The sequence below is a fragment of the Anoxybacillus sp. MB8 genome (assembly GCF_011006755.1).
Lineage (GTDB): Bacteria > Bacillota > Bacilli > Bacillales > Anoxybacillaceae > Anoxybacillus > Anoxybacillus gonensis.
Map to the genome: position 1 here is coordinate 1 of NZ_RXXX01000008.1, position 19,446 is coordinate 19,446.

Annotated in this window: 23 protein-coding genes; all 23 read right to left on the reverse strand. The window is 41.2% G+C overall.

Annotated elements, in window-relative coordinates; translation table 11 throughout:
- Positions 1-103 precede the first annotated feature (103 nt).
- Positions 104-418, reverse strand: coding sequence for a hypothetical protein (locus EKC99_RS04605; protein ID WP_163150775.1), 315 nt, complete (start codon positions 416-418; stop codon positions 104-106).
- A complete protein-coding gene (locus EKC99_RS04610; protein ID WP_163150834.1) occupies positions 418-918 on the reverse strand; it encodes a chemotaxis protein CheD in 501 nt (166 codons plus the stop codon). The genes EKC99_RS04605 and EKC99_RS04610 overlap by 1 nt, the downstream gene beginning before the upstream one ends.
- The gene (locus tag EKC99_RS04615; RefSeq protein WP_163150777.1) at positions 911-1,546 is read right to left on the reverse strand and encodes a chemotaxis protein CheC; all 636 of its coding nucleotides are present in this window, start codon (positions 1,544-1,546) and stop codon (positions 911-913) included. Before EKC99_RS04615 ends, EKC99_RS04610 begins: the two co-directional genes overlap by 8 nt.
- Positions 1,547-1,553: 7 nt before the next feature.
- Positions 1,554-1,985, reverse strand: coding sequence for a chemotaxis protein CheW (locus EKC99_RS04620; RefSeq protein WP_009732908.1), 432 nt, complete (start codon positions 1,983-1,985; stop codon positions 1,554-1,556).
- A gap of 25 nt (positions 1,986-2,010) precedes the next feature.
- Positions 2,011-4,020, reverse strand: a complete 2,010-nt coding sequence (locus EKC99_RS04625) for a chemotaxis protein CheA (protein WP_163150779.1) — start codon at positions 4,018-4,020, stop codon at positions 2,011-2,013.
- 14 nt (positions 4,021-4,034) lie between these two features.
- Positions 4,035-5,105 carry a protein-glutamate methylesterase/protein-glutamine glutaminase gene (locus tag EKC99_RS04630; RefSeq protein ID WP_163150781.1) on the reverse strand — a complete coding sequence of 357 codons (1,071 nt, stop codon included), beginning with the start codon at positions 5,103-5,105 and terminating at the stop codon, positions 4,035-4,037.
- 12 nt (positions 5,106-5,117) lie between these two features.
- On the reverse strand, positions 5,118-5,987 hold the full coding sequence (locus EKC99_RS04635; protein ID WP_163150783.1) for a MinD/ParA family protein: 870 nt from the start codon (positions 5,985-5,987) through the stop codon (positions 5,118-5,120).
- A complete protein-coding gene (gene flhF, locus EKC99_RS04640) occupies positions 5,984-7,090 on the reverse strand; it encodes a flagellar biosynthesis GTPase FlhF (protein ID WP_163150785.1) in 1,107 nt (368 codons plus the stop codon). The genes EKC99_RS04635 and flhF overlap by 4 nt, the downstream gene beginning before the upstream one ends.
- Complete coding sequence (gene flhA / locus EKC99_RS04645; protein ID WP_163150787.1) at positions 7,087-9,123, reverse strand: flagellar biosynthesis protein FlhA; 2,037 nt, start codon at positions 9,121-9,123, stop codon at positions 7,087-7,089. Before flhA ends, flhF begins: the two co-directional genes overlap by 4 nt.
- A 30-nt stretch (positions 9,124-9,153) precedes the next feature.
- Positions 9,154-10,236, reverse strand: coding sequence for a flagellar biosynthesis protein FlhB (flhB, locus tag EKC99_RS04650; protein ID WP_163150789.1), 1,083 nt, complete (start codon positions 10,234-10,236; stop codon positions 9,154-9,156).
- 1 nt (position 10,237) lies between these two features.
- Positions 10,238-11,017 (reverse strand): flagellar biosynthetic protein FliR, encoded by a 780-nt coding sequence (fliR, locus tag EKC99_RS04655; RefSeq protein WP_163150791.1) that lies wholly within the window; start codon positions 11,015-11,017, stop codon positions 10,238-10,240.
- The gene (gene fliQ / locus EKC99_RS04660) at positions 11,014-11,283 is read right to left on the reverse strand and encodes a flagellar biosynthesis protein FliQ (RefSeq protein ID WP_009732900.1); all 270 of its coding nucleotides are present in this window, start codon (positions 11,281-11,283) and stop codon (positions 11,014-11,016) included. The genes fliR and fliQ overlap by 4 nt, the downstream gene beginning before the upstream one ends.
- 14 nt (positions 11,284-11,297) lie before the next feature.
- The gene (gene fliP / locus EKC99_RS04665; protein ID WP_163150793.1) at positions 11,298-11,963 is read right to left on the reverse strand and encodes a flagellar type III secretion system pore protein FliP; all 666 of its coding nucleotides are present in this window, start codon (positions 11,961-11,963) and stop codon (positions 11,298-11,300) included.
- Positions 11,956-12,582 (reverse strand): flagella biosynthesis regulatory protein FliZ, encoded by a 627-nt coding sequence (gene fliZ, locus EKC99_RS04670; protein ID WP_055441133.1) that lies wholly within the window; start codon positions 12,580-12,582, stop codon positions 11,956-11,958. The genes fliP and fliZ overlap by 8 nt, the downstream gene beginning before the upstream one ends.
- A 12-nt stretch (positions 12,583-12,594) precedes the next feature.
- Complete coding sequence (locus EKC99_RS04675; RefSeq protein WP_003394872.1) at positions 12,595-12,954, reverse strand: chemotaxis protein CheY; 360 nt, start codon at positions 12,952-12,954, stop codon at positions 12,595-12,597.
- Positions 12,955-12,973: 19 nt separating this feature from the next.
- Entirely contained in the window at positions 12,974-14,125 is a 1,152-nt protein-coding gene (gene fliY, locus EKC99_RS04680) for a flagellar motor switch phosphatase FliY (RefSeq protein ID WP_055441134.1), read from the reverse strand.
- On the reverse strand, positions 14,115-15,113 hold the full coding sequence (gene fliM / locus EKC99_RS04685) for a flagellar motor switch protein FliM (RefSeq protein ID WP_055441135.1): 999 nt from the start codon (positions 15,111-15,113) through the stop codon (positions 14,115-14,117). Before fliM ends, fliY begins: the two co-directional genes overlap by 11 nt.
- A 31-nt stretch (positions 15,114-15,144) precedes the next feature.
- Positions 15,145-15,558, reverse strand: coding sequence for a flagellar basal body-associated protein FliL (fliL, locus tag EKC99_RS04690; RefSeq protein ID WP_163150795.1), 414 nt, complete (start codon positions 15,556-15,558; stop codon positions 15,145-15,147).
- A 1-nt stretch (position 15,559) separates the two neighbouring features.
- Positions 15,560-15,787, reverse strand: a complete 228-nt coding sequence (locus EKC99_RS04695; RefSeq protein WP_009732894.1) for a flagellar FlbD family protein — start codon at positions 15,785-15,787, stop codon at positions 15,560-15,562.
- A 40-nt stretch (positions 15,788-15,827) separates the two neighbouring features.
- Positions 15,828-17,144, reverse strand: coding sequence for a flagellar hook-basal body complex protein (locus tag EKC99_RS04700; RefSeq protein WP_021094207.1), 1,317 nt, complete (start codon positions 17,142-17,144; stop codon positions 15,828-15,830).
- A gap of 77 nt (positions 17,145-17,221) precedes the next feature.
- Positions 17,222-17,584, reverse strand: a complete 363-nt coding sequence (locus EKC99_RS04705) for a TIGR02530 family flagellar biosynthesis protein (protein ID WP_021094208.1) — start codon at positions 17,582-17,584, stop codon at positions 17,222-17,224.
- 13 nt (positions 17,585-17,597) lie between these two features.
- On the reverse strand, positions 17,598-18,065 hold the full coding sequence (locus EKC99_RS04710; protein WP_021094209.1) for a FlgD family protein: 468 nt from the start codon (positions 18,063-18,065) through the stop codon (positions 17,598-17,600).
- A gap of 5 nt (positions 18,066-18,070) precedes the next feature.
- Positions 18,071-19,444: a flagellar hook-length control protein FliK gene (locus EKC99_RS04715; protein ID WP_075039039.1), complete on the reverse strand. Its 1,374-nt coding sequence runs from the start codon at positions 19,442-19,444 to the stop codon at positions 18,071-18,073.
- Positions 19,445-19,446: the final 2 nt, after the last annotated feature.

Consider the following 19,446-nt stretch of genomic DNA (forward strand, 5'->3'; position numbering starts at 1 on the left):
TGGTCAAGGGCGAATCCAATTCCACTATCCTCTTTATTTTCCTTCAACAGGTAGACCATGATGACTTTTCATAGATTTTTTGACGCTACCTGTTAACGTTCATTTACTTTTCTTCCTGACTCAATAGTTGCCGAATATATTCTGCCACTTTTTGTTGCTCTTCTTCGTTTAAATTTTCAATCATCTGTTCCACTTCGATTTCATCTGATGATGTGAACGACATGTTTTGTGTTGATACATCTTTTTGGATAAACGCCATCATCCAACGAATGATAAATGCAAAAACAAAGAAAATAACGAATGCGATCAGCGCACGTATGATCGATGTCGATACACTATTTTGCAATAATGAAGAAAAAAAAGCGACGATACAGCCAAATAAGGCAAAAATCACATTAAATTTCCATGTACTAACCATTACATTTCCCGTACCCCTTGATTTACTGTGCGAATGAGCAACATGCCTGTTTTCGGATGAAATTCTATCGTCCGTCCACTATTCCCTCCGACGTCCTCAGCAACGATTGGGATGCGAAACCGTTGAAGCTGCTCACGAACAGCTTCAACGTTGCGCGGTCCGATGCGCATCATATCTGTCGTACCTGTACGAAATTGAAACATTTGCGCACCGCCAGCCATTTTTGCTTTCAAATGACCATTTCTTCCCCCTGCTCCAATGACCCGGCGTATTAACTCTTCAATCGCTGTGTCGGCATATTTCGCTACATTCATGTTTTCGGATTTTGCTAACGATGAATCAGGTAGCATCACATGCGCCATCCCTGCCACTTCTTTTGCTAAATCATACACAACGACACCGACGCAAGAGCCAAGTCCACACGTACGAATGACATGTGGTGCCTTTACTACATTCATGTCAGCAATTCCTACTTTGACGACTTGAACAATTTCACTCATCATTTTCCACACCTAAAGCCCGAAAAATAATGTGAAATGATTCAGGGTCAGGAAGTAGGAAAAAGTGGCCATTGACACGATCATCAGGCTGATGTTCTTCATGAATGGCCGTATCAACGACAATGACATGATCACCGACGCGCGACATTTCAATTAACCCATAGCTTAAAATCGCACCAATCATATCAATGCTAAGCGCCGGAACAGATGGATATAAATTTAAATGAGTGAAATCTGATAAAGACGATAAATACGAACCGGCTAAAATGTTGCCTAGCTCTTGCAACGCAGATAGCGACAATTCGGAACAATCTTGCTCTAGTTTAAACTGCTCATCGCCAATCATTTGTTGAATAAATCGTTCCGCTTGTTCAATAGATAATACGAAAAACATATTGCCTGGCGCATCCCCTTCAATACGCAAGAAAACCGCAGCGACGACATTGTCAGCTCCTCCAACAATATCCATCATTTCATCAAATGAAATGATGCGCACATCTGGAATCGTCATTTCAATTCTTTTATTTAACAGCTTTGATAACGCTGTTGCTGCGTGCCCCGCACCAATATTTCCAATCTCTTTTAGTATGTCCATATGGACGGCATCCATCCGTTCGAAATATGACATGGACGATTTATCCTTTCTCTGTTTTTAATACTTTTTCTAAGTTTAATAAAATAAATAGGCGTTTTCCGATTTTTACAACCCCATTAATATATTCCGCTGTTGTTGTATCGACTACTTCTGGTGGAGGCTCAATCGCTTCTGTTGAAATATCAATAACATCATTTGCAGCATCAACAATTAAACCGACTTCCATATCATCGAGCGCAACAATAATGACGCGCGTATGATCAGAAAACGCAGCTTCCTCTAAACCGAAACGCATGCGCAAGTCAATAATCGGTGTTACAACACCGCGCAAATTAATGACGCCTTTTACATATTTCGGAACGCGAGGAACGCGCGTAATATGTTGAATTTTTTCGATTGAGCGCACTTGTTGAACTGGAATGGCATATTCTTCGTCTTTTAATTGAAACACAATCACTTTCAGCTCAGCCACATTCTATTCCCCCTCTCGCTTGTCCCTACTTAATTAGCGCATTGCAGTCAATAATGAGCGCCACTTGTCCGTCACCTAAAATCGTCGCTCCAGAAATGGCAAATACGGACGTTAAGTAGTTGCCAAGCGATTTTAACACCACTTCTTGTTGACCAATAAACGAATCGACGACAAGTCCGGCCATTTTTTCGCCTTTCCGCACCATGACGACCGATAAGAAATCGTCCTCTTCCTTCACGACTGGCACTTCAAAAATATCTTTTAAGAATAAAAGCGGAACAACTTTTCCACGGAAATCAATGACTTTTTGGTTATGAGCATGTAAAATATCTTCTTTCTTCACAATAGCCGTTTCAATAATAGATGACAATGGGATCGCATATTTTTCATTTTGAATTTCAACTAACATGACAGAAATAATCGATAAAGTAAGCGGTAGTTGGATCGAAAAGATGGAGCCGACTCCTTCCTCTGAATCAATCGATACCGAACCACCAAGCGATTCGATCGTGCTTTTGACAACATCTAAGCCGACGCCACGTCCAGAAATATCAGATACTTTATCTGCTGTCGAAAAGCCTGAAGCGAAAATCAGTTCATATACTTGCTTATCCGTTAAATTCGCCGCATTTTGTTCGGAGATAATGCCTTTACTAATCGCCTTTTTCAACACTTTTTCACGGCTAATGCCCGCACCGTCATCTTCAATTTCAATAAATACGTGGTTGCCACTATGATACGCTTTTAACTTGACTGTTCCTTCTTCCGGCTTTCCTTTCGCACGGCGCACATCCGGCGTTTCAATACCGTGATCGATCGCATTGCGCAATAAGTGAACGAGCGGATCGCCGATCTCATCAATCACCGTGCGGTCAAGCTCCGTTTCTGCTCCGATAATTTCAAGGTTAATTTTCTTTCCTAAATCGCGAGCTAATTGACGAACCATGCGCGGGAAGCGGTTAAATACCGTTTCAACAGGCACCATGCGCATATTTAAAATGATGTTTTGCAAATCTCCTGAAATGCGTGACATGCGTTCAACCGTTTCATGTAATTCTGGGTTGTTTAACTCGCGTGAAATTTGTTCTAATCGACCGCGATCAATGACGAGCTCTTCGAACAAATTCATTAATATATCGAGCCGCTCAATATTTACGCGAATCGTTTTATTGCTCACTTGCTTTCCTGTTTGCTTTTCTTCTTGTGCTTCTTGTTTTTTCTCAACTGTTTGTTCAACCGCTTTTGTTTCTTCTTTTTGTTCCTTTTTCTGCTCTTCTTTTTGTTCAACGGTGTTTTCAGGTCTATGTAAATCAACCGGCTGAACGTTTACTTCTTCTACTTCTGACACTTTCATAATGCGTTTTTGTAATTCGTCTTGTGATACTTTTGTTACAACCGTCACGACAAATTGATCGTCAAATTGTTCCGCTTCAAGCATTTCTACTGACGGAACAGATTTGATCACTTCACCGACTTGTTCAATGACTTCAAAAATCATAAATACACGAGCCGCTTTTAATAAGCAGTCAGAACGCAATTTCACGCTCACTTCGTAGCTATGAAATCCTTGCTCAGCTGACTGTTTTAAAATGGTGTATTCAAATTCATCGTATGTTTGTTCTTGAATCGGAGTACTTTTTTGCGGTGTAACTACTTCTCCTTTTTCGATTTGTTTTAACTGCGCAACAACGGCTGTAACGTCACGCTTCCCATCTCCACCTTCTGCAATGGAAACAACCATCGCTTCTAAATCGTCAACGGCACGGAAAATGACATCAAGCAACTCAGTTGTCACAGCAATTTTCCCGTTGCGAATCCCATCGAGTACATTTTCCATTTGGTGTGTTAAATTCGCTAAGTCCTCAAATCCCATCGTCGCTGACATGCCTTTTAACGTATGGGCAGAACGGAAAATTTCATTCACGATTGACACGTCATCTGGATTTTTTTCAAGCTCTAACAATTGTTCGTTAATCGTTTGTAAATGTTCTTTACTTTCATCAATAAATACTTCGAGGTATTGACTCATGTCCATTGTTCCTATCCCCCTCAAACTTGTACGTGCTTCATTACCGTTTCAGCAATATCATCAACATGAACAATCTCGTCAACGACGTTTGCAGCAATCGCTGATTTTGGCATACCGAATACGACTGAAGATTCAGCAGATTCTGCAATGACAGACGTTTTGCCAGACATCTTTAGCTGTTTTAATCCTGCTGTGCCGTCTGAACCCATTCCCGTCATAATGACCGCAATTTTTTCGTAATCTGTTAGGGCGCTTAACGACTCAAACATGACGTCAACAGAAGGGCGATGTCCGTTGCGAGGTGCTGCTTCATCGAGATGAATGGCAAGCGATGTGCCGACACGTTTGACATATAAATGTTTTCCACCTGGTGCGATATACGCCGTTCCTTTTTGGATAATTTCACCGTCTTCTGCTTCTTTCACGCGAATATCACATAACGAATCGAGGCGGTTCGCTAACGACTTTGTAAATCCTTTTGGCATATGTTGCACAACTAAAATAGGTGCATCAATGGTCGCTGGAAATTTCGTTAACACGTGCTGAAGCGCACGCGGCCCCCCCGTCGATGTGCCGATCGCGATGATTTTTTTCTTTCCGCTCACATGTTGTCGTTCGCTTACCTCTATTTTACTATATTGCTTTTGTGGCAACATAGACATTTTTTGCTTTGTCTTTACCGTTCGCAAATTCGCTTCGCTCGCCAAAAGCACCTTTTCGATCATTTTATCTTTAATTTTATATAAATCTAGCGAGATGGCCCCTGATGGTTTAGCGATAAAATCAACGGCACCGTATTGCAACGCTAAAATTGTATTTTCCGCTCCTTCTTTCGTTGTGCTTGAAATCATAACAACAGGAAGCGGTCGTTTCTGCATAATATGCTTTAGCGTTTCAAGCCCGTTCATGACAGGCATCTCAACATCTAACGTAACAACATCCGGTTGTAATTGCTCAATTTTTTGTAACGCTTCTTGCCCGTCGCGTGCGGTCCCGACAACGTGCAGGCGCGGATGTTCTGACAAAAAGTCGCTAATTAATTTTCGCATAAAAGCAGAGTCATCAACGACAAGCACTTTTGCTTTATTCACGGCGATGATAACCTACCTTTCTAAAAAGTATTGACGCAGCTTGGCAAAAAAGTGAAACGGACGTTTCTCTTTCTCCTCATGCTCTTCATCTGCTAAATAGCGATCTGTCATTTGTACAAGGGCCTTGCTCGCCTTAGCACTCGGATCAAACAAAAGAAAAGGTGTTTGGCGAATGACAGCTGTGCTTACTGTTCGATCTTCTGGCACATATCCTAAAGCATGTAGCTCTTTTCCTAAAAAACGTTTCGCTACTTGTTTTAAACGTTGTAACGTTTCCATTCCTTCTTTGTCTGAACGAACACGATTCACTAGCACATAAATCGGAAGTTGTGGATCCGCTAAATGAATGTATTTCATCGTCGCATATGCATCAGTTAAAGCTGTTGGCTCAGGCGTTGTCACAATGAAAATATCATCCACCGCCTTTAACAGTTGAAGACGATCTTCAGACATCCCCGCTCCCATATCAAAAATGATGTAATCATATTGCTCAGAAACGAGTTGCAATTGTTCAATAAAATATTCCACTTGTTGTTCGTCCATATGAAAAATTTCGGTGAATCCCGTTCCCCCTGCAATAAACGCCAACTCATTCGGTCCTGTCTTTATAATATCATGAATGGTTACGTTCGGACGAAAAATATCGATAATCGTATGGGATGACGTTTGTCCAAGTAAAATATCGATATTTCCCATTCCAATATCCATATCAAACAACAATACATGTTTCCCTCGCTGACGTAGCGCTAATGAAAAATTTAGCGAAACGTTCGACTTTCCAACGCCACCTTTTCCACTTAACACAGCAATCGCTTTCGTTTCTGAACCGTGTTGCATTTTTTTCACACGTAAACGTAAGCTTTCCGCTTGATCTCTCATCATTGTTGCTCGACCCCGGTAATCATATTTGCCACAAGTTGTGGAGTAGCTTCAACGATATCGTCTGGCACGTTTTGCCCGTGCGTCATATACGCTGTACCGATACCGCATTGGACCATCATATTTAACATCGCCCCATGCCGACTCGTTTCGTCCATTTTCGTGAAAATAAATTTATGAATCGGAATGAGCGAAAACTGTGTATATATTTCTTTCATATCTCGCCATTTCGCTGTTAACGACAATACGAGAAACGTTTCCATTTCTTCATTGAAATCGATCATTTCTTTTAAATCGTTCACATATTGGACGTTGCGAAAATTTCTTCCGGCCGTATCAATAAAAACAATATCGTACGATGCAAGCTTCTCTTTTGCTTGGCGAAAATCGTCAAGATTGTAACATACTTCAATTGGCACGTTTAAAATTTTTGCATATGTTTTTAGCTGATCAATCGCCGCGATACGATACGTATCTGTCGTAATAAACGCCACTTTTTTTCTATGTTTAATGACACAATCGGCTGCCATTTTCGCCAGCGTCGTCGTTTTCCCAACCCCCGTTGGCCCAACAACGTTAACGAATTTTTTTTGAAAAGAAATACCGCCGAATGAGAGAGGAGATAATGTGTTTACAATTTCCTCATAAAGCCATTGTTTTACTTCGTCATCCGATCCGTTCGCCCCTGATGTATACCATCGTTGCAATAAAGCAGACATCAATGTCGCTCGCACATCATCGCTTATTTCTTGATCAATTAAATGGGCATCTATTGCTTTTAACGGAGCGGGGTAATGCTCAACACCCCCTCCTTGTGACAACTGACGGATCGTCGCTTTTAACTCATGAATTTCTTTTAATAACTGTTCGTCACGCAACGGTTCTGTGCGCTCTTTCCGTTTTTCTTTCATTTTTTGAACAGGCGGAGTGGTTGGCTTCGGGTCAACGGCAGCAATCACTTCAATGTTTTTTCGGGAAAATAGACCAAGAAAGCCTTTTTTTTGTACGACTTTCGAGTTTAAAATAACGGCATCATTTCCAAGTTCCGCGCGAATCATTTTCATCGCTTCTGGCATAGACGAAGCAACAAACTTTTTTACTTTCATTCCACATTCACCACCCCAACACTTTGAACTTCCACATTTGCTTCAAGTTCATTATACGACAAGACCGGAACGTGACGGAAATATCGTTCGGTTAATTGTCTAACATACATGCGCACAGCCGGAGAGCATAGTAAAATTGGCGATTGATCTTGAAACGGAAATTGTTCAATTTGCATCGCTATTGCTTCAATAATCGCTTGTGAAACAACAGGATCAAGCGCTAAATAATTACCATGTTCCGTTTGTTGCACACCTTCGGCAATCATTTTTTCAACTTTTCCTGATAATGTAATGACACGCAATGGCTGACCTTCAACAACATATTGGCTTGTAATTTGACGTGCGAGCGCTTGACGAACATATTCTGTTAAAAGATCTGGGTCTGTTGTCATTCGTCCAAAATCTGCAAGCGTCTCAAAAATAACTGGCAAATTGCGGATCGATACTTTTTCACGTAATAAATTCGCAAGCACTTTTTGAATGTCGCCGACTGATAACGGATTTGGCGTCACTTCTTCGACTAAAATTGGATACGACTCTTTGACATGATCGATTAACTGCTTCGTTTCTTGACGACCGAGCAACTCATGCGCATGCGCTTTTAACAATTCGGTGATGTGCGTCGATACGACAGATGGTGGATCAACGACCGTATATCCAAACATTTCGGCTCGCTCTTTCATCTCTTCAGAAATCCATTTCGCTGGCAAACCGAACGCCGGTTCAATCGTATCGATTCCTTCAATGGAATCATCATCAACCCCAGGGCTCATCGCTAAATAATGATCAAGCAACAACTCGCCACGCGCCACTTCATTTCCTTTAATTTTTAGTCGATATTCATTCGGCTGCAGTTGAATGTTATCACGGATGCGAACAACAGGAATGACGATACCAAGCTCTAAAGCAAGTTGGCGTCGAATCATCACGATGCGATCTAATAAATCTCCGCCTTGATTGGCGTCAGCGAGCGGAATGAGTCCGTATCCAAACTCAAATTCAATCGGATCGACACTTAATAAACTAACAACACTTTCTGGACTTTTCATTTGATCCATTTCGATTTCTTCTTCTGTCTCTTCTGTTGTCGTTTCTGCCACATGAGCTTGTTTTGTTAATTGATATGCGCCGAAAGCAAGCAAAGAAGCAATCGGAATCGTTAGCAAATCATTAATCGGGGTAAACAAACCAAGTAAAAAAATGGTCCCCGCTGTGACGTATAACATTTTCGGATACGCAAACAGCTGTCGCATAATGTCGGCACCTAAATTATCATCAGAAGCCGCACGAGTAACGACAATACCAGTGGCCGTTGAAATTAATAACGCTGGAATTTGGCTAACAATTCCGTCCCCAACGGTTAATAGCGTATATCTTCTTGCCGCTTCCCCAATGTCCATCCCTTGTTGCACCATGCCGATGACGATTCCAAATAACATGTTAATTAATACAATAATAATTCCTGCGATCGCGTCTCCTTTTACGAACTTACTCGCTCCATCCATCGCTCCGTAAAAGTCCGCTTCTTGCGCAATTTTTTCACGTCGTTCTCTCGCTTGTTGTTCAGAGATGATGCCGGCATTTAAATCGGCGTCAATGCTCATTTGTTTTCCCGGCATCGCATCGAGCGTAAAGCGCGCCGCAACTTCTGATACGCGCTCCGCCCCTTTTGTAATGACGACAAATTGAATAATAATTAAAATTAAAAAGACAACAAAACCAACAACAACGTTTCCGCCTATAACGAACGTTCCAAACGTTTCAACTACTCCTCCTGCTTCTCCTCTGCTCAAAATCGAGCGAGTCGTTGAAACGTTCAAACCGAGGCGAAATAATGTGAGCAAAAGGAGAAGAGAAGGGAAGATCGAAAATTGGAGCGGTTCGCGCATATTCATTGATGTTAAGAGAACGAGCAACGCAAGAGAAATATTCATAATGATGAGGATGCTAAGCAACCATGATGGTAGGGGAATGATGAGCATCGCTACAATGAGTACAACCATAAGTAATACAGATAAGTCCCTTGCCGACATAAACGTTCTCTCCTGTTCACATACATAAAATTAAAGTTTATTTTTCGTTTTATAAACGTACGCTAAAATTTCTGCTACCGCTTTGAAAAAGGCTTCCGGAATGACCATGCCGATATCTGTTTGATCGTATAGTGCGCGCGCAAGCGGACGATTTTCAACAATCATCACATCATTTTTTTTGGCAATATCTTTTATTTTTTGCGCCATATAGTCCGCCCCTTTGGCGACAACGATCGGGGCATCCGCTTGTTGTTCATCATACTTTAACGCCACAGCAAAATGCGTTGGGTTTGTAATGACAACATCCGCTTTCGGCACTTCTTGCATCATGCGGCGCATCGCCATCTCCCGCTGTTTTTGCTTAATGCGCGATTTAATGAGCGGATCTCCTTCTGTCTTTTTATATTCATCTTTAATATCTTGCTTTGACATACGAATATTTTTTTCAAAATCGTACCGTTGATACAAATAATCGAACATCGAAAGAAATAGTAGAGCGACAGAAGCAACGAGCCCCATTTGAATCGTTAAACGTCCAAGCGTGATCGCACTAGCACCAATGGATTTATGGGATAGCGATAAAATATCACCCATGTGCAACCATAAAACTGAAAATGTCACAACGCCAACAAACAGCACTTTTAAAATCGACTTTAACAATTCTACAAGTGAGCGAAGGGAAAAGATGCGCTTGAATCCTTGAATCGGATCGAGTTTACTTAGTTTCATTTGCAACGGTTCCGTCGTAAATAAAAAGCCAACTTGCACAAAATTGGCAAATAGCGCTGCGGCAATGGCAGCTAAAAAAATGGGTCCAACGAGCATCGCAAGCTGGCGAAGAAGGTCAACGAAAATAAGCTGCACAGAATCAACCGTCACATCCATAAAAAAATAATGTTGAAAAGATTGACGAAACAGTCGGACAATCGCATCTCCCCACACGCCTGAAGAAAACGAGAGAGTAAGAAAAACGACGAGCATTAAAAAAGCTGCAGTCGCATCAGCACTTTTCGCTACTTGTCCTTTTTTGCGCACTTCTTGTCGTTTTCTCGGCGTTGCTTTTTCCGTTTTTTCTCCAGCGAAAAACTGTAAATCAACCGACAGCCAGCTCACGTTACGCGCCCCCTAACAGCTTCATCATGCCGCGCATCGACGTAAAAGTGAATTCAAACAGTTGTTTTGTGACAACAAACATGCTTGAAAATACAATGACAAACAAAACAAAACTAACGATAATTTTTACCGGTAATCCAATAACAAAAATGTTCATTTGCGGAACGGTACGTGCGACAATACCAAGCGCCACATCCACTAAAAATAAACAGCCGACAATTGGAATGGCCATTTGTAACGCAATGACAAACATCGCTTGAAATAAACGAACGACTTGTTCTGCGATTTGTCCATTTCCAAAAGAAATGAGACGCTCGAGCGGAATGAACTGATAACTATAAAAAATACCGTCTAACAACAAATGATGTCCATTGACGGCAAGTAAAAAAAACAAAGCGATCGTATACAAATATTGTCCCATTAATGGGCTTTGTGCGCCTGTTTGTGGATCGATGACGTTTGCGATCGCAAATCCCATTTGAAAATCAATGAGTCCGCCCGCAATTTGAATGGCTGACATGATAATAAACGCAACAAGCCCAATCAACAGCCCGACAAGCACTTCTTTGATTAGCAACATCATATACGTTCCGTCAATATCGATCGGTTTCGGATCAAGTGAAAAAAACATGATCCAACTAATAAAAAAGGCAAAACCGATTTTATGAACGTTCGGCACGTTTCGATAGGAGAAAAGCGGCATCGTCGCAAAAAAGGAAGCGACGCGCGCAAAAACAAGCAAAAACGTTGGTACATACGTGTATAACTCCATACGCTTCATCCTACAAATTTACTTAAGTTACTAAAAATATTGTATGCATACGAAATCATGCGCGAAAGCATCCACGGCCCGAAAAAAACGAGACCGATGAGAACAGCAACAATTTTTGGAACAAACGCTAACGTCTGTTCTTGAATTTGCGTCGTTGCTTGCAAAATGCTGACAAACAATCCGACCGCAAGCGCAAGCAACATGAGCGGCCCACATATGACAAGCACCATATACACACCGCGTTCTGCGACTTGAATGACAAAATCGGGACTCATTTTTCCCACCTACTTTAAAAGCTTTCTAATAATGATTTCACAACTAAATACCAACCGTCTACGAGAACAAATAATAAAATTTTAAACGGCAACGAAATCATAACTGGCGGCAACATCATCATCCCCATCGACATTAATACGCTTGCAACAATCATATCAATCACTAAAAACGGGATGAATAACATAAAGCCGATTTGAAAAGCCGTTTTTAATTCGCTAATCGCAAAAGCAGGGACAAGAGCTGACATCGGAATATCTTGCACTGTTTTTGGCTGTTCAGCCCCTGCGTAGCTTAAAAATAAAGCTAAATCTTTTTGTCGCGTATGTTTGCTCATAAACTCTTTTAATGGTGCTTCGGCTCGTTCATATGCTTGCTCTAAGTTAATTTTTTCATCAAATAACAGTTGTAGAGCGTCACGGTTAATTTGTTGAAATGTCGGTGCCATAATAAAAAATGTTAAAAATAGCGATAGCCCGATAATCACTTGGTTTGGCGGCATTTGTTGCGTGCCGAGCGCTGTTCTAGCAAACGATAAAACAATGACGATGCGCGTAAACGATGTCACCATAATTAAAATGCCTGGCGCAATGGACAAGACCGTCAAGAGCAATAACAGTTTGACGGATGTGGCTACGTTTTCAGGCGCACTATTATTAAAAAACTGCATGACTTCATTCATGTGAATCCCTTTCTTTTTCGAGCGCTCTCATCGCCTGTTTTCGCTTTTCAGCCAACTGTTGTAATTCTCGATCAAACAATTGGCGAAAGCGAGGTTCGTTTGTTTTTCGTTGCAAAAGCGATTGGAGCGATTTCCATACGTTCGTATCAAGCAATGAATCAAGACGCGCTTCATGTTGCTTAAGCAACTCCTCAATTTCCTGTTCATCTGTAATTTCTTTTAATAAGTGAATCGATTCACCTACACCGACAACAAATACGCGTCGACCGACTTTCACGATTTGAATCGTTCGATTCGTTCCTAAACTTGTCCCACCTAAATGTTGGATAAGCCCTTTTCGCTCATAAAATCGGTTTTGTTTATTTAACCATTTTAAAAGCGCATATAACAAAAATACAACAAAAGCCGTTGCAAAAATGAGTTTGACAAAGTCCCAAATTGTAATGGGAGACGGCTGGGCAACGATTTCCGATTCCGTTGCCTTGTCTGTTTGTTGTTCTTTACACTTTTCTGGATGCTCTACACATTCTTTTACGCTATTCGTTTGTTCTGCAAAAGCAGGAGAAACTGCTTGCAGAACAACGAACGCGCACAACATGATGATGCGAATATAGCGCAATGAATTCCACCTCTAACCGAGCGTTTTGTTAATCGCTTCAATGACGCGATCTGCTTGGAACGGCTTGACAATAAAATCTTTTGCTCCTGCTTGAATGGCATCAATAACCATCGCTTGTTGCCCCATTGCTGAACACATAATGACTTTGGCGTTGCTGTCAATTTTTTTAATTTCTTTCAGCGCCGTAATGCCATCCATTTCTGGCATCGTAATGTCCATTGTGACTAAGTCCGGGCGAAACTCTTTATATTTTTCGACCGCTTGTGCTCCATCTGCTGCTTCTGCGACAACTTCGTGCCCATTTTTCGTTAAAATATCTTTAATCATCATTCGCATAAATGCTGCATCATCAACAATTAAAATTCTCGCCATTCTCCAAAAACCTCCCAAATTATCGTAATTTGTTTAACCGATCGCTTTGGCTAATAATACTTGTCACACGCACTCCAAAATTTTCATCAATGACAACGACTTCACCTTTCGCGATCAATTTATTGTTTACTAAAATGTCAACCGGTTCACCAGCCAACTTATCGAGTTCAATGATGGAACCTGACGATAAACTTAAAATGTCTTGTACAGAGCGCTTCGTGCGCCCGAGTTCCACCGTCACCTGCAGCGGGATATCAAGCAACATGTCGAGATTGCGCGATTCCGCTTCTGGCAATGGCGCTGGTTCAAAACTTGCAAAAGCAACAGGCTGGACGTTGACAGGCTGCTGTACTGCTCCCACTCCAACATGTTGAGGAGCTTCTTTTTGCGTTTGTTGAGCCGGTGAAGACGCTGGTTGCGCTTGTACGGATGGCGCGGTTTGACGTGGCTCGTTCGTATTTATTGTAGCTGATGTTTGTGTCTTTGTACTAGACGGATTTAATAAATTTTCGACTAATTCTTTCGCAAAATGAATCGGCAACAATTGCATAATGTTAGAATCAATTAAGTTTCCTACTTTTAAACGGAACGATACTTTTACAAGCACGTCGTCCGGCGGTAAATATTCAAATCCTTCGCCTTCCGATAAATCAAGCAAGTGTAAGCTTGGTGGTGAAATATCAACTTTTTTACTAAAAATTGTGGACATCGATGTCGCAGCCGAACCCATCATTTGGTTCATCGCTTCTTGTACAGCACTCAGTTGAATTTCGTCCATAAAGGCAGGCGGATTTGTACCATCTCCCCCCATCATTAAATCTGCGATAATCGCGGCATCAGATTGCTTAATGACAAGTAAATTCGTTCCTAAAAATCCTTCCGTATAGCTAACTTGAATCGCAACGTACGGATGTGGAAACTCTTCTGCTACGCGCGTACGTTCAATGAGTGAAACGTTCGGCGTCGTAATTTCAACCTTTTGATTTAATAACATCGATAACGCTGTCGCTGAACTGCCAAATGAAATATTTCCAATTTCACCAAGCGCATCTTGTTCAATTGGTGTCAATACTTCATCGATCGACATTGTACTAGACGGCATCGGGTCTTCATCAATTCCTCGCAACAACGCATCAATCTCATCTTGAGATAACATATCGTCACTCATCATCGCCGTCTTCCCCCTTTATTACATCTAAAATTTGTACTGCTAATCGTTTATTCATTTTTCCTGGCTGCCCAATAAATTTCGGCACATCTCCTACCTTAATGATGAGCGGATCGCGCACTGTTTGATCGAGTTGAATGACATCACCAACGGAAAGTTGTAAAAACTCTTGGACGGAGATGCTTGATTTACCAAGCTCTGCGATCATCGGCACTTTCGTTTGCTTTAATCGCTTTTGTAGCGTCGCAACTTCTTCTGGTTCACGCTCTTTTTTTTGCGTTTGCATCCAATAATGAACAGATAACTTCGGGATAATCGGCTCTAATACAACGTGTGGGATACAAATATTAATCATTCCACTCGTATCACCAATTTGTGTATTTAAAGAAATAACAACAACCGTTTCATTTGGTGACACCATTTGTAAAAATTGTGGATTGACTTCAAAATCTGTGAGCATCGGATCGATATCCGCCACAGACTCCCACGCTTCACGCAAGTTGCTAAACGCTTTTTCAAACAAACTGGACATAATTTTTGTTTCAATTTCAGTTAAATTTTCGATTTTGTTTAAACTTACCCCTCTGCCTCCCAATACGCGATCAAGCATCGCATAGGCGATGTTTGGGTTGACTTCTAACAGTACGCGTCCATCAAGAGGTGGAACTTCAAACACTGTTAAAATCGTCATTTTCGGAATGGAGCGAATAAACTCTTCATATGGCAATTGGTCAGCCGATGCGACTGAAATTTGCACGTATGTGCGCAACTGCGCAGAAAAAAACGTCGTTAACAATCGAGCAAAGTTTTCATGTATGCGCGTTAAACTGCGAATTTGGTCTTTTGAAAACCGTAACGCCCGTTTAAAGTCATACACTTTCACTTTTTTCTCTGCTTCTTCCTTTTTCAGCTCATCCGCGCTCATCTCTCCAGCAGATAGCGCCGCAAGCAAGGCATCAATTTCACTTTGTGATAAAACTTCTCCTGACACCGTTCTCACCTCCTACTCCTATTCATTTTATTTACTGGATAATAAAGGAGGTTATATAAATTTTCTCAACTTTTCCTTCTTGCATAAGTTCATTTATGCGTTCGCGCAGTTTTTTCTCTAAAAGAAGCTTTCCTTGTTTTCCTTTGAACTGCTCCGCTGTCATCTCTGATAGCTCTTCAATAATAATGTTTTTAATTTGAAAATCACGTTTTTCCGCTTCTTCTTTTGCTTTTTCGCTATCTGTTTGAATTTTAAACGCAATTTTTATAAAACTTCCGTCCATTAAATTTGTCATCATTTCCGGTACATCAAACGAACTGGCGACAATTTCATCAACCGTCGGTTCTTTTGGTTCGTCATTCCCCATGAACTTCATGACAACAACAAGGGCGACGACGCTAACAAGCGTAATCACTCCCATAACAATTAACATGATTTTTAACATTTTATTGTCCTTCAACGTCGGATCCCTCCGCATCTCTCCTTAATCCGAGAACAGAAATGTTACGATAAAACGTTTCTACTAATAACATAACATCTTCCACAGACTCCCGCACGACAAACTTTTTGCCATTCGTTAATGTAATGGTCGTGTCTGGGAACGCTTCAACTTGCTCTATGTAAATGGCGTTTAACGTAAAAGGTTTACCGTTTAACCGCGTTAATCGAATCATTATGTATCGGGGGCAAACGCCCCCGTCCCCCCTTTATTTATTATTTCTTCAAGTTGACAAGCTCTTGTAAAATTTCATCCGACGTTGTAATAATGCGCGTATTTGCTTGGAATCCGCGTTGTGCGACGATCATTTCCGTAAATTCTTCGGATAAGTCTACGTTCGACATTTCTAAAGCGCCGGAAATAATTTCGCCCGCGCCGTTTAAACCAGGGCGCGATAACTCATTAATCGTCAAACCGTTCGCATTTCGGTCAAGCTTACCGGAGTTGTTTGTTTCTTTAAACGTATTGCCGCCCATTTTTTCTAAACCGGTTGGGTTTGGAAATTGCGCCAACAAAATTTGTCCAGCAATTTTTAATTGTCCGTTGCTATCAATAAATGTCACTTTTCCGTCCGCTGTAATTCCAAAGCTTTTCGCTGTTTTCGGAATTTGAATTAGCCCTGGTTCAAAACTTGTCACGTTGCCGTATTTTGGCTCGCTATAATCTTGCAACACTTGTTGAATGCTCTCAATAGCCCCACTAATTCCTTCCAAGTATGGACCCATCATTTTTTCTGCTTGATCTAGCGTACTTGGCCATCCGCTCGTCGGAATCGTTGTCATGTTGTTAATACTTGCTTTTGGAGAAACATTGTTATTAAAGTTGCCCACATTTGTATTCATATTGTTTATTTGCGTATTAAAGTTATTGATAAAAGTATTAAAGTTAGAAAACGAAGGAGGGTCAAAGTTATTTTTCCAATTTTGAACAAAATTAACTAATCCACTAGATCCATTAACAAAGCTATCGAGCTGAGTTCTTAAAGTGTTCACTTGAGTAAGGTTCGTGGCAGAAGGCAATGTTTTAATCGCTGCTTCACCAATTAAATACTGTCCATCTGCATTTACGACATATCCATACTCATCTAAATAAAAGTTTCCAGCACGTGTAAAGCTTAAGTTAAAGACACGGTCGATCGGTACACCTGTATTTACTTTATTTGTTCCTAATTTCCCAGCCGGTCCATCCATACTAATTAACGTTACATCGTTAATCGAACCGACGACGAAAAATCCGTCGCCACCGAGCGCTAAGTCAAGTGGGCGCGATGTTGTTTGCGTCGATCCTTGCGTATGAATCGTTTCAATTGAACCGAGGCCGCTTCCTAGTCCGATTTGTTTGCCGTTAATTCCTCCACGCGTTCCTGTTGATGATGTCGCCGCGGAAATTTGTTGGGAAACGAGATCTTTAAATGTGACGCGCGCTTTTTTATAGCCATACGTATTGACGTTAGAAATATTGTTACCAATCACGTCTAATTTATATTGAAAGTTGCGAATACCACCAATGCCTGTAAACATGGAACGTAACATATAATCCTCTCCTTTTCATCATTTGAGCGGCTTCTGTCATTCCGCACGCTCGAAGGCTTCCAAATGAAGGTCCAGCCTTATATAATAATCGCACCATTGATGTTTGTGAACAGTTGCGTTTGCGCTTCTTCACGATGCATTGCTGTAATGACCGTTTGATTCACAGCGCTGACAATGAGTGCCGCTTCATCTGTAATGACGAGCGAATCGCGCACCCCTTTTTGTTTCGCTTCGACAATTTTTTGTCCGATCATTTCCCATTGTTCATCGTTAATATGAATATTTCGTTCTTGCAATCGTTGTTGAGCATGTTTGCTTATTTTTAACGTTTGTTCAGCTTTGGCAAGCTCATCCCGAAACGATTGTCGCTCTGTTGAAACGACCGCTTGTTTTTTTGTCGGAATAAGCGGAGTGTGCGGGAAAAATTGAATGCGATTCATTCACTCACCTCCTTTATTGCGACACTTTTGTGACGCGAGAGGCTAAAACAGTTTCCCCTTGTTCAAGCTCTAACCATACTTCCGTTCCTTTTTGAACGACCGCTTTCACAACGCCGCTTTGTTCATCCCATGTGACCGTTTTGCCAATCCATTCGCTATATTGAGCAAGCGATGGCGTCGATTGTTGTTGAATTGACTTTTTTAACAAATCTAGCGTCGTCACAAGTTTTTCTGATGTACCTGTTTGTGTCTCGATAAATTTGCTCATCATATTTGACATATTTACCATTTGTTCAAGCGATGAAAAATTCGCCATTTGCGAAATAAATTCACGGTCTTCCATCGGATTTAACGGATCTTGATGCTGCAATTGGGCAATTAAAATTTTTAAAAAATCATCTTTTCCTAATGAGCTTTTTCCTGTTGCTCTTTGTTGTGTTTGACGCTGTGATAAAAATAAGCTCGGATCAATGGCTGTCACGTTCATCACCTCTTTTCAAAGTCAAACCATTCTTTCAACCACTCATCAAAAGATTCGTCATGTTGTTTCTTTTGTTCTTTTTGTTGTTCTTGGTGCTGCTGTTTTTGTTGTTGGAATGAATGGTCGCGAAATTTTGCTTCATCAAATACATGAAACTTCTCAACGGTAATATGATCAACAATATGTGACAGCTGATGAATATGTTGTTCAACTAACTGTTTCGCCGCATCGGTTGATGTAATCATTTTTGCCGTCAATTTTCCTTTTTGTTGAATGAGCTTAATTGTGACATACCCTAAATGTTCCGGATGCAAACGAATAAGCATTTGTGTATTGCCATTTTTCCATTGCGTCAGTTTACTTGTTCGCAAAATGCGTTCAAACTGTGTAACAAAAGGCGTATCTTTTGTTGTATCGATCGTTTTGAGTTCCATCGGTGCATGTTCATTTGTTTGCCCGACATGTAACATATGTTCATACTTGGGAGCAATCGGTTGTTTACGATCTTGTAATAATGATGTAGGTTCTTTTTGGGCAAGTAGCTGTGCTTGTGATAACGATGTAAATTGTTTTTGGACAGCTTGTTTCTCTTGCGTTAATGAGCCAACATCTTTGGAATCCACTTGTTGCCCTTGTAATAGTGCAACGCCTTTGGAATCCACTTGTTGCCCTTGTAATAGTGCAACGCCTTTGGAATCCACTCGTTCCCCTTGTAATAATGCAGCGCCTTTTAAATCAAATCTTTGTTCTTGCAAACGTGATGTGAATGGCGCATCTTTCAACAGATTTTCGAGCGTGCGATCGTCTGGCGTGTGAGACGTAGCAATCGCTCGTTTGTCACTCTCGTTCATTTCTTTTATTAAATTTTGCAACATCGCTGTCATCGTGCTACTTTGCTCATCACCCATGCTAAACATCGTGCGCATCTTTGTGCGTACTTGTTCGATGATCGGCTCTGGAATCGTCTGCTGCTTTTGTTCGAGTTGAAACAATACCATCATAAGCGCAAGTTCATCTTCTTCGTTTCGATCATTTTCTGACGCAAACATCGTTTCAAACGGTTGACTTGTTGAAAAACGATCGACCATTTTCTCTCTTACTTCTTCTGGTAAAAAAGAAAGGAACGACTGTATCATTTCGTTTGACAACATGTCGGCATCTGCATACGTGACATCGTCCGGTAGTTGCGTCAACCATTGTTGCAATGCTTCCCAATCGATTGATTGCACCATATGTTGCTCAGGCGATGGTTGTAGTGCCGACTGTTGCCGTAGCGACAAAAGCAAATGAGCAAATGCGTTGCCATCATTCGTTTGGACCGTTGTTTGTGCCTGTTGCCTTCGAAACGAAGTCAACGAGGAAATCGGTGCGATATTCATGT

Bases quoted from the DNA above. Each gene is read 5' to 3' on its own strand.
- fliY (WP_055441134.1), bottom strand. From the start codon at position 14,125: ATGATGAGTGACGATATGTTATCTCAAGATGAGATTGATGCGTTGTTG.
- EKC99_RS04675 (WP_003394872.1), bottom strand. From the start codon at position 12,954: ATGGCGAGAATTTTAATTGTTGATGATGCAGCATTTATGCGAATGATG.
- flhA (WP_163150787.1), bottom strand. From the start codon at position 9,123: ATGTCGGCAAGGGACTTATCTGTATTACTTATGGTTGTACTCATTGTA.
- fliP (WP_163150793.1), bottom strand. From the start codon at position 11,963: ATGAATGAAGTCATGCAGTTTTTTAATAATAGTGCGCCTGAAAACGTA.
- EKC99_RS04625 (WP_163150779.1), bottom strand. From the start codon at position 4,020: ATGGACATGAGTCAATACCTCGAAGTATTTATTGATGAAAGTAAAGAA.
- fliQ (WP_009732900.1), bottom strand. From the start codon at position 11,283: ATGAGTCCCGATTTTGTCATTCAAGTCGCAGAACGCGGTGTGTATATG.
- EKC99_RS04700 (WP_021094207.1), bottom strand. From the start codon at position 17,144: ATGTTACGTTCCATGTTTACAGGCATTGGTGGTATTCGCAACTTTCAA.
- fliR (WP_163150791.1), bottom strand. From the start codon at position 11,017: ATGAAGCGTATGGAGTTATACACGTATGTACCAACGTTTTTGCTTGTT.
- EKC99_RS04615 (WP_163150777.1), bottom strand. From the start codon at position 1,546: ATGTCATATTTCGAACGGATGGATGCCGTCCATATGGACATACTAAAA.
- EKC99_RS04605 (WP_163150775.1), bottom strand. From the start codon at position 418: ATGGTTAGTACATGGAAATTTAATGTGATTTTTGCCTTATTTGGCTGT.
- fliL (WP_163150795.1), bottom strand. From the start codon at position 15,558: ATGTTAAAAATCATGTTAATTGTTATGGGAGTGATTACGCTTGTTAGC.
- EKC99_RS04610 (WP_163150834.1), bottom strand. From the start codon at position 918: ATGAGTGAAATTGTTCAAGTCGTCAAAGTAGGAATTGCTGACATGAAT.
- EKC99_RS04705 (WP_021094208.1), bottom strand. From the start codon at position 17,584: ATGAATCGCATTCAATTTTTCCCGCACACTCCGCTTATTCCGACAAAA.
- flhF (WP_163150785.1), bottom strand. From the start codon at position 7,090: ATGAAAGTAAAAAAGTTTGTTGCTTCGTCTATGCCAGAAGCGATGAAA.
- EKC99_RS04635 (WP_163150783.1), bottom strand. From the start codon at position 5,987: ATGATGAGAGATCAAGCGGAAAGCTTACGTTTACGTGTGAAAAAAATG.
- EKC99_RS04715 (WP_075039039.1), bottom strand. From the start codon at position 19,444: ATGAATATCGCACCGATTTCCTCGTTGACTTCGTTTCGAAGGCAACAG.
- EKC99_RS04695 (WP_009732894.1), bottom strand. From the start codon at position 15,787: ATGATTCGATTAACGCGGTTAAACGGTAAACCTTTTACGTTAAACGCC.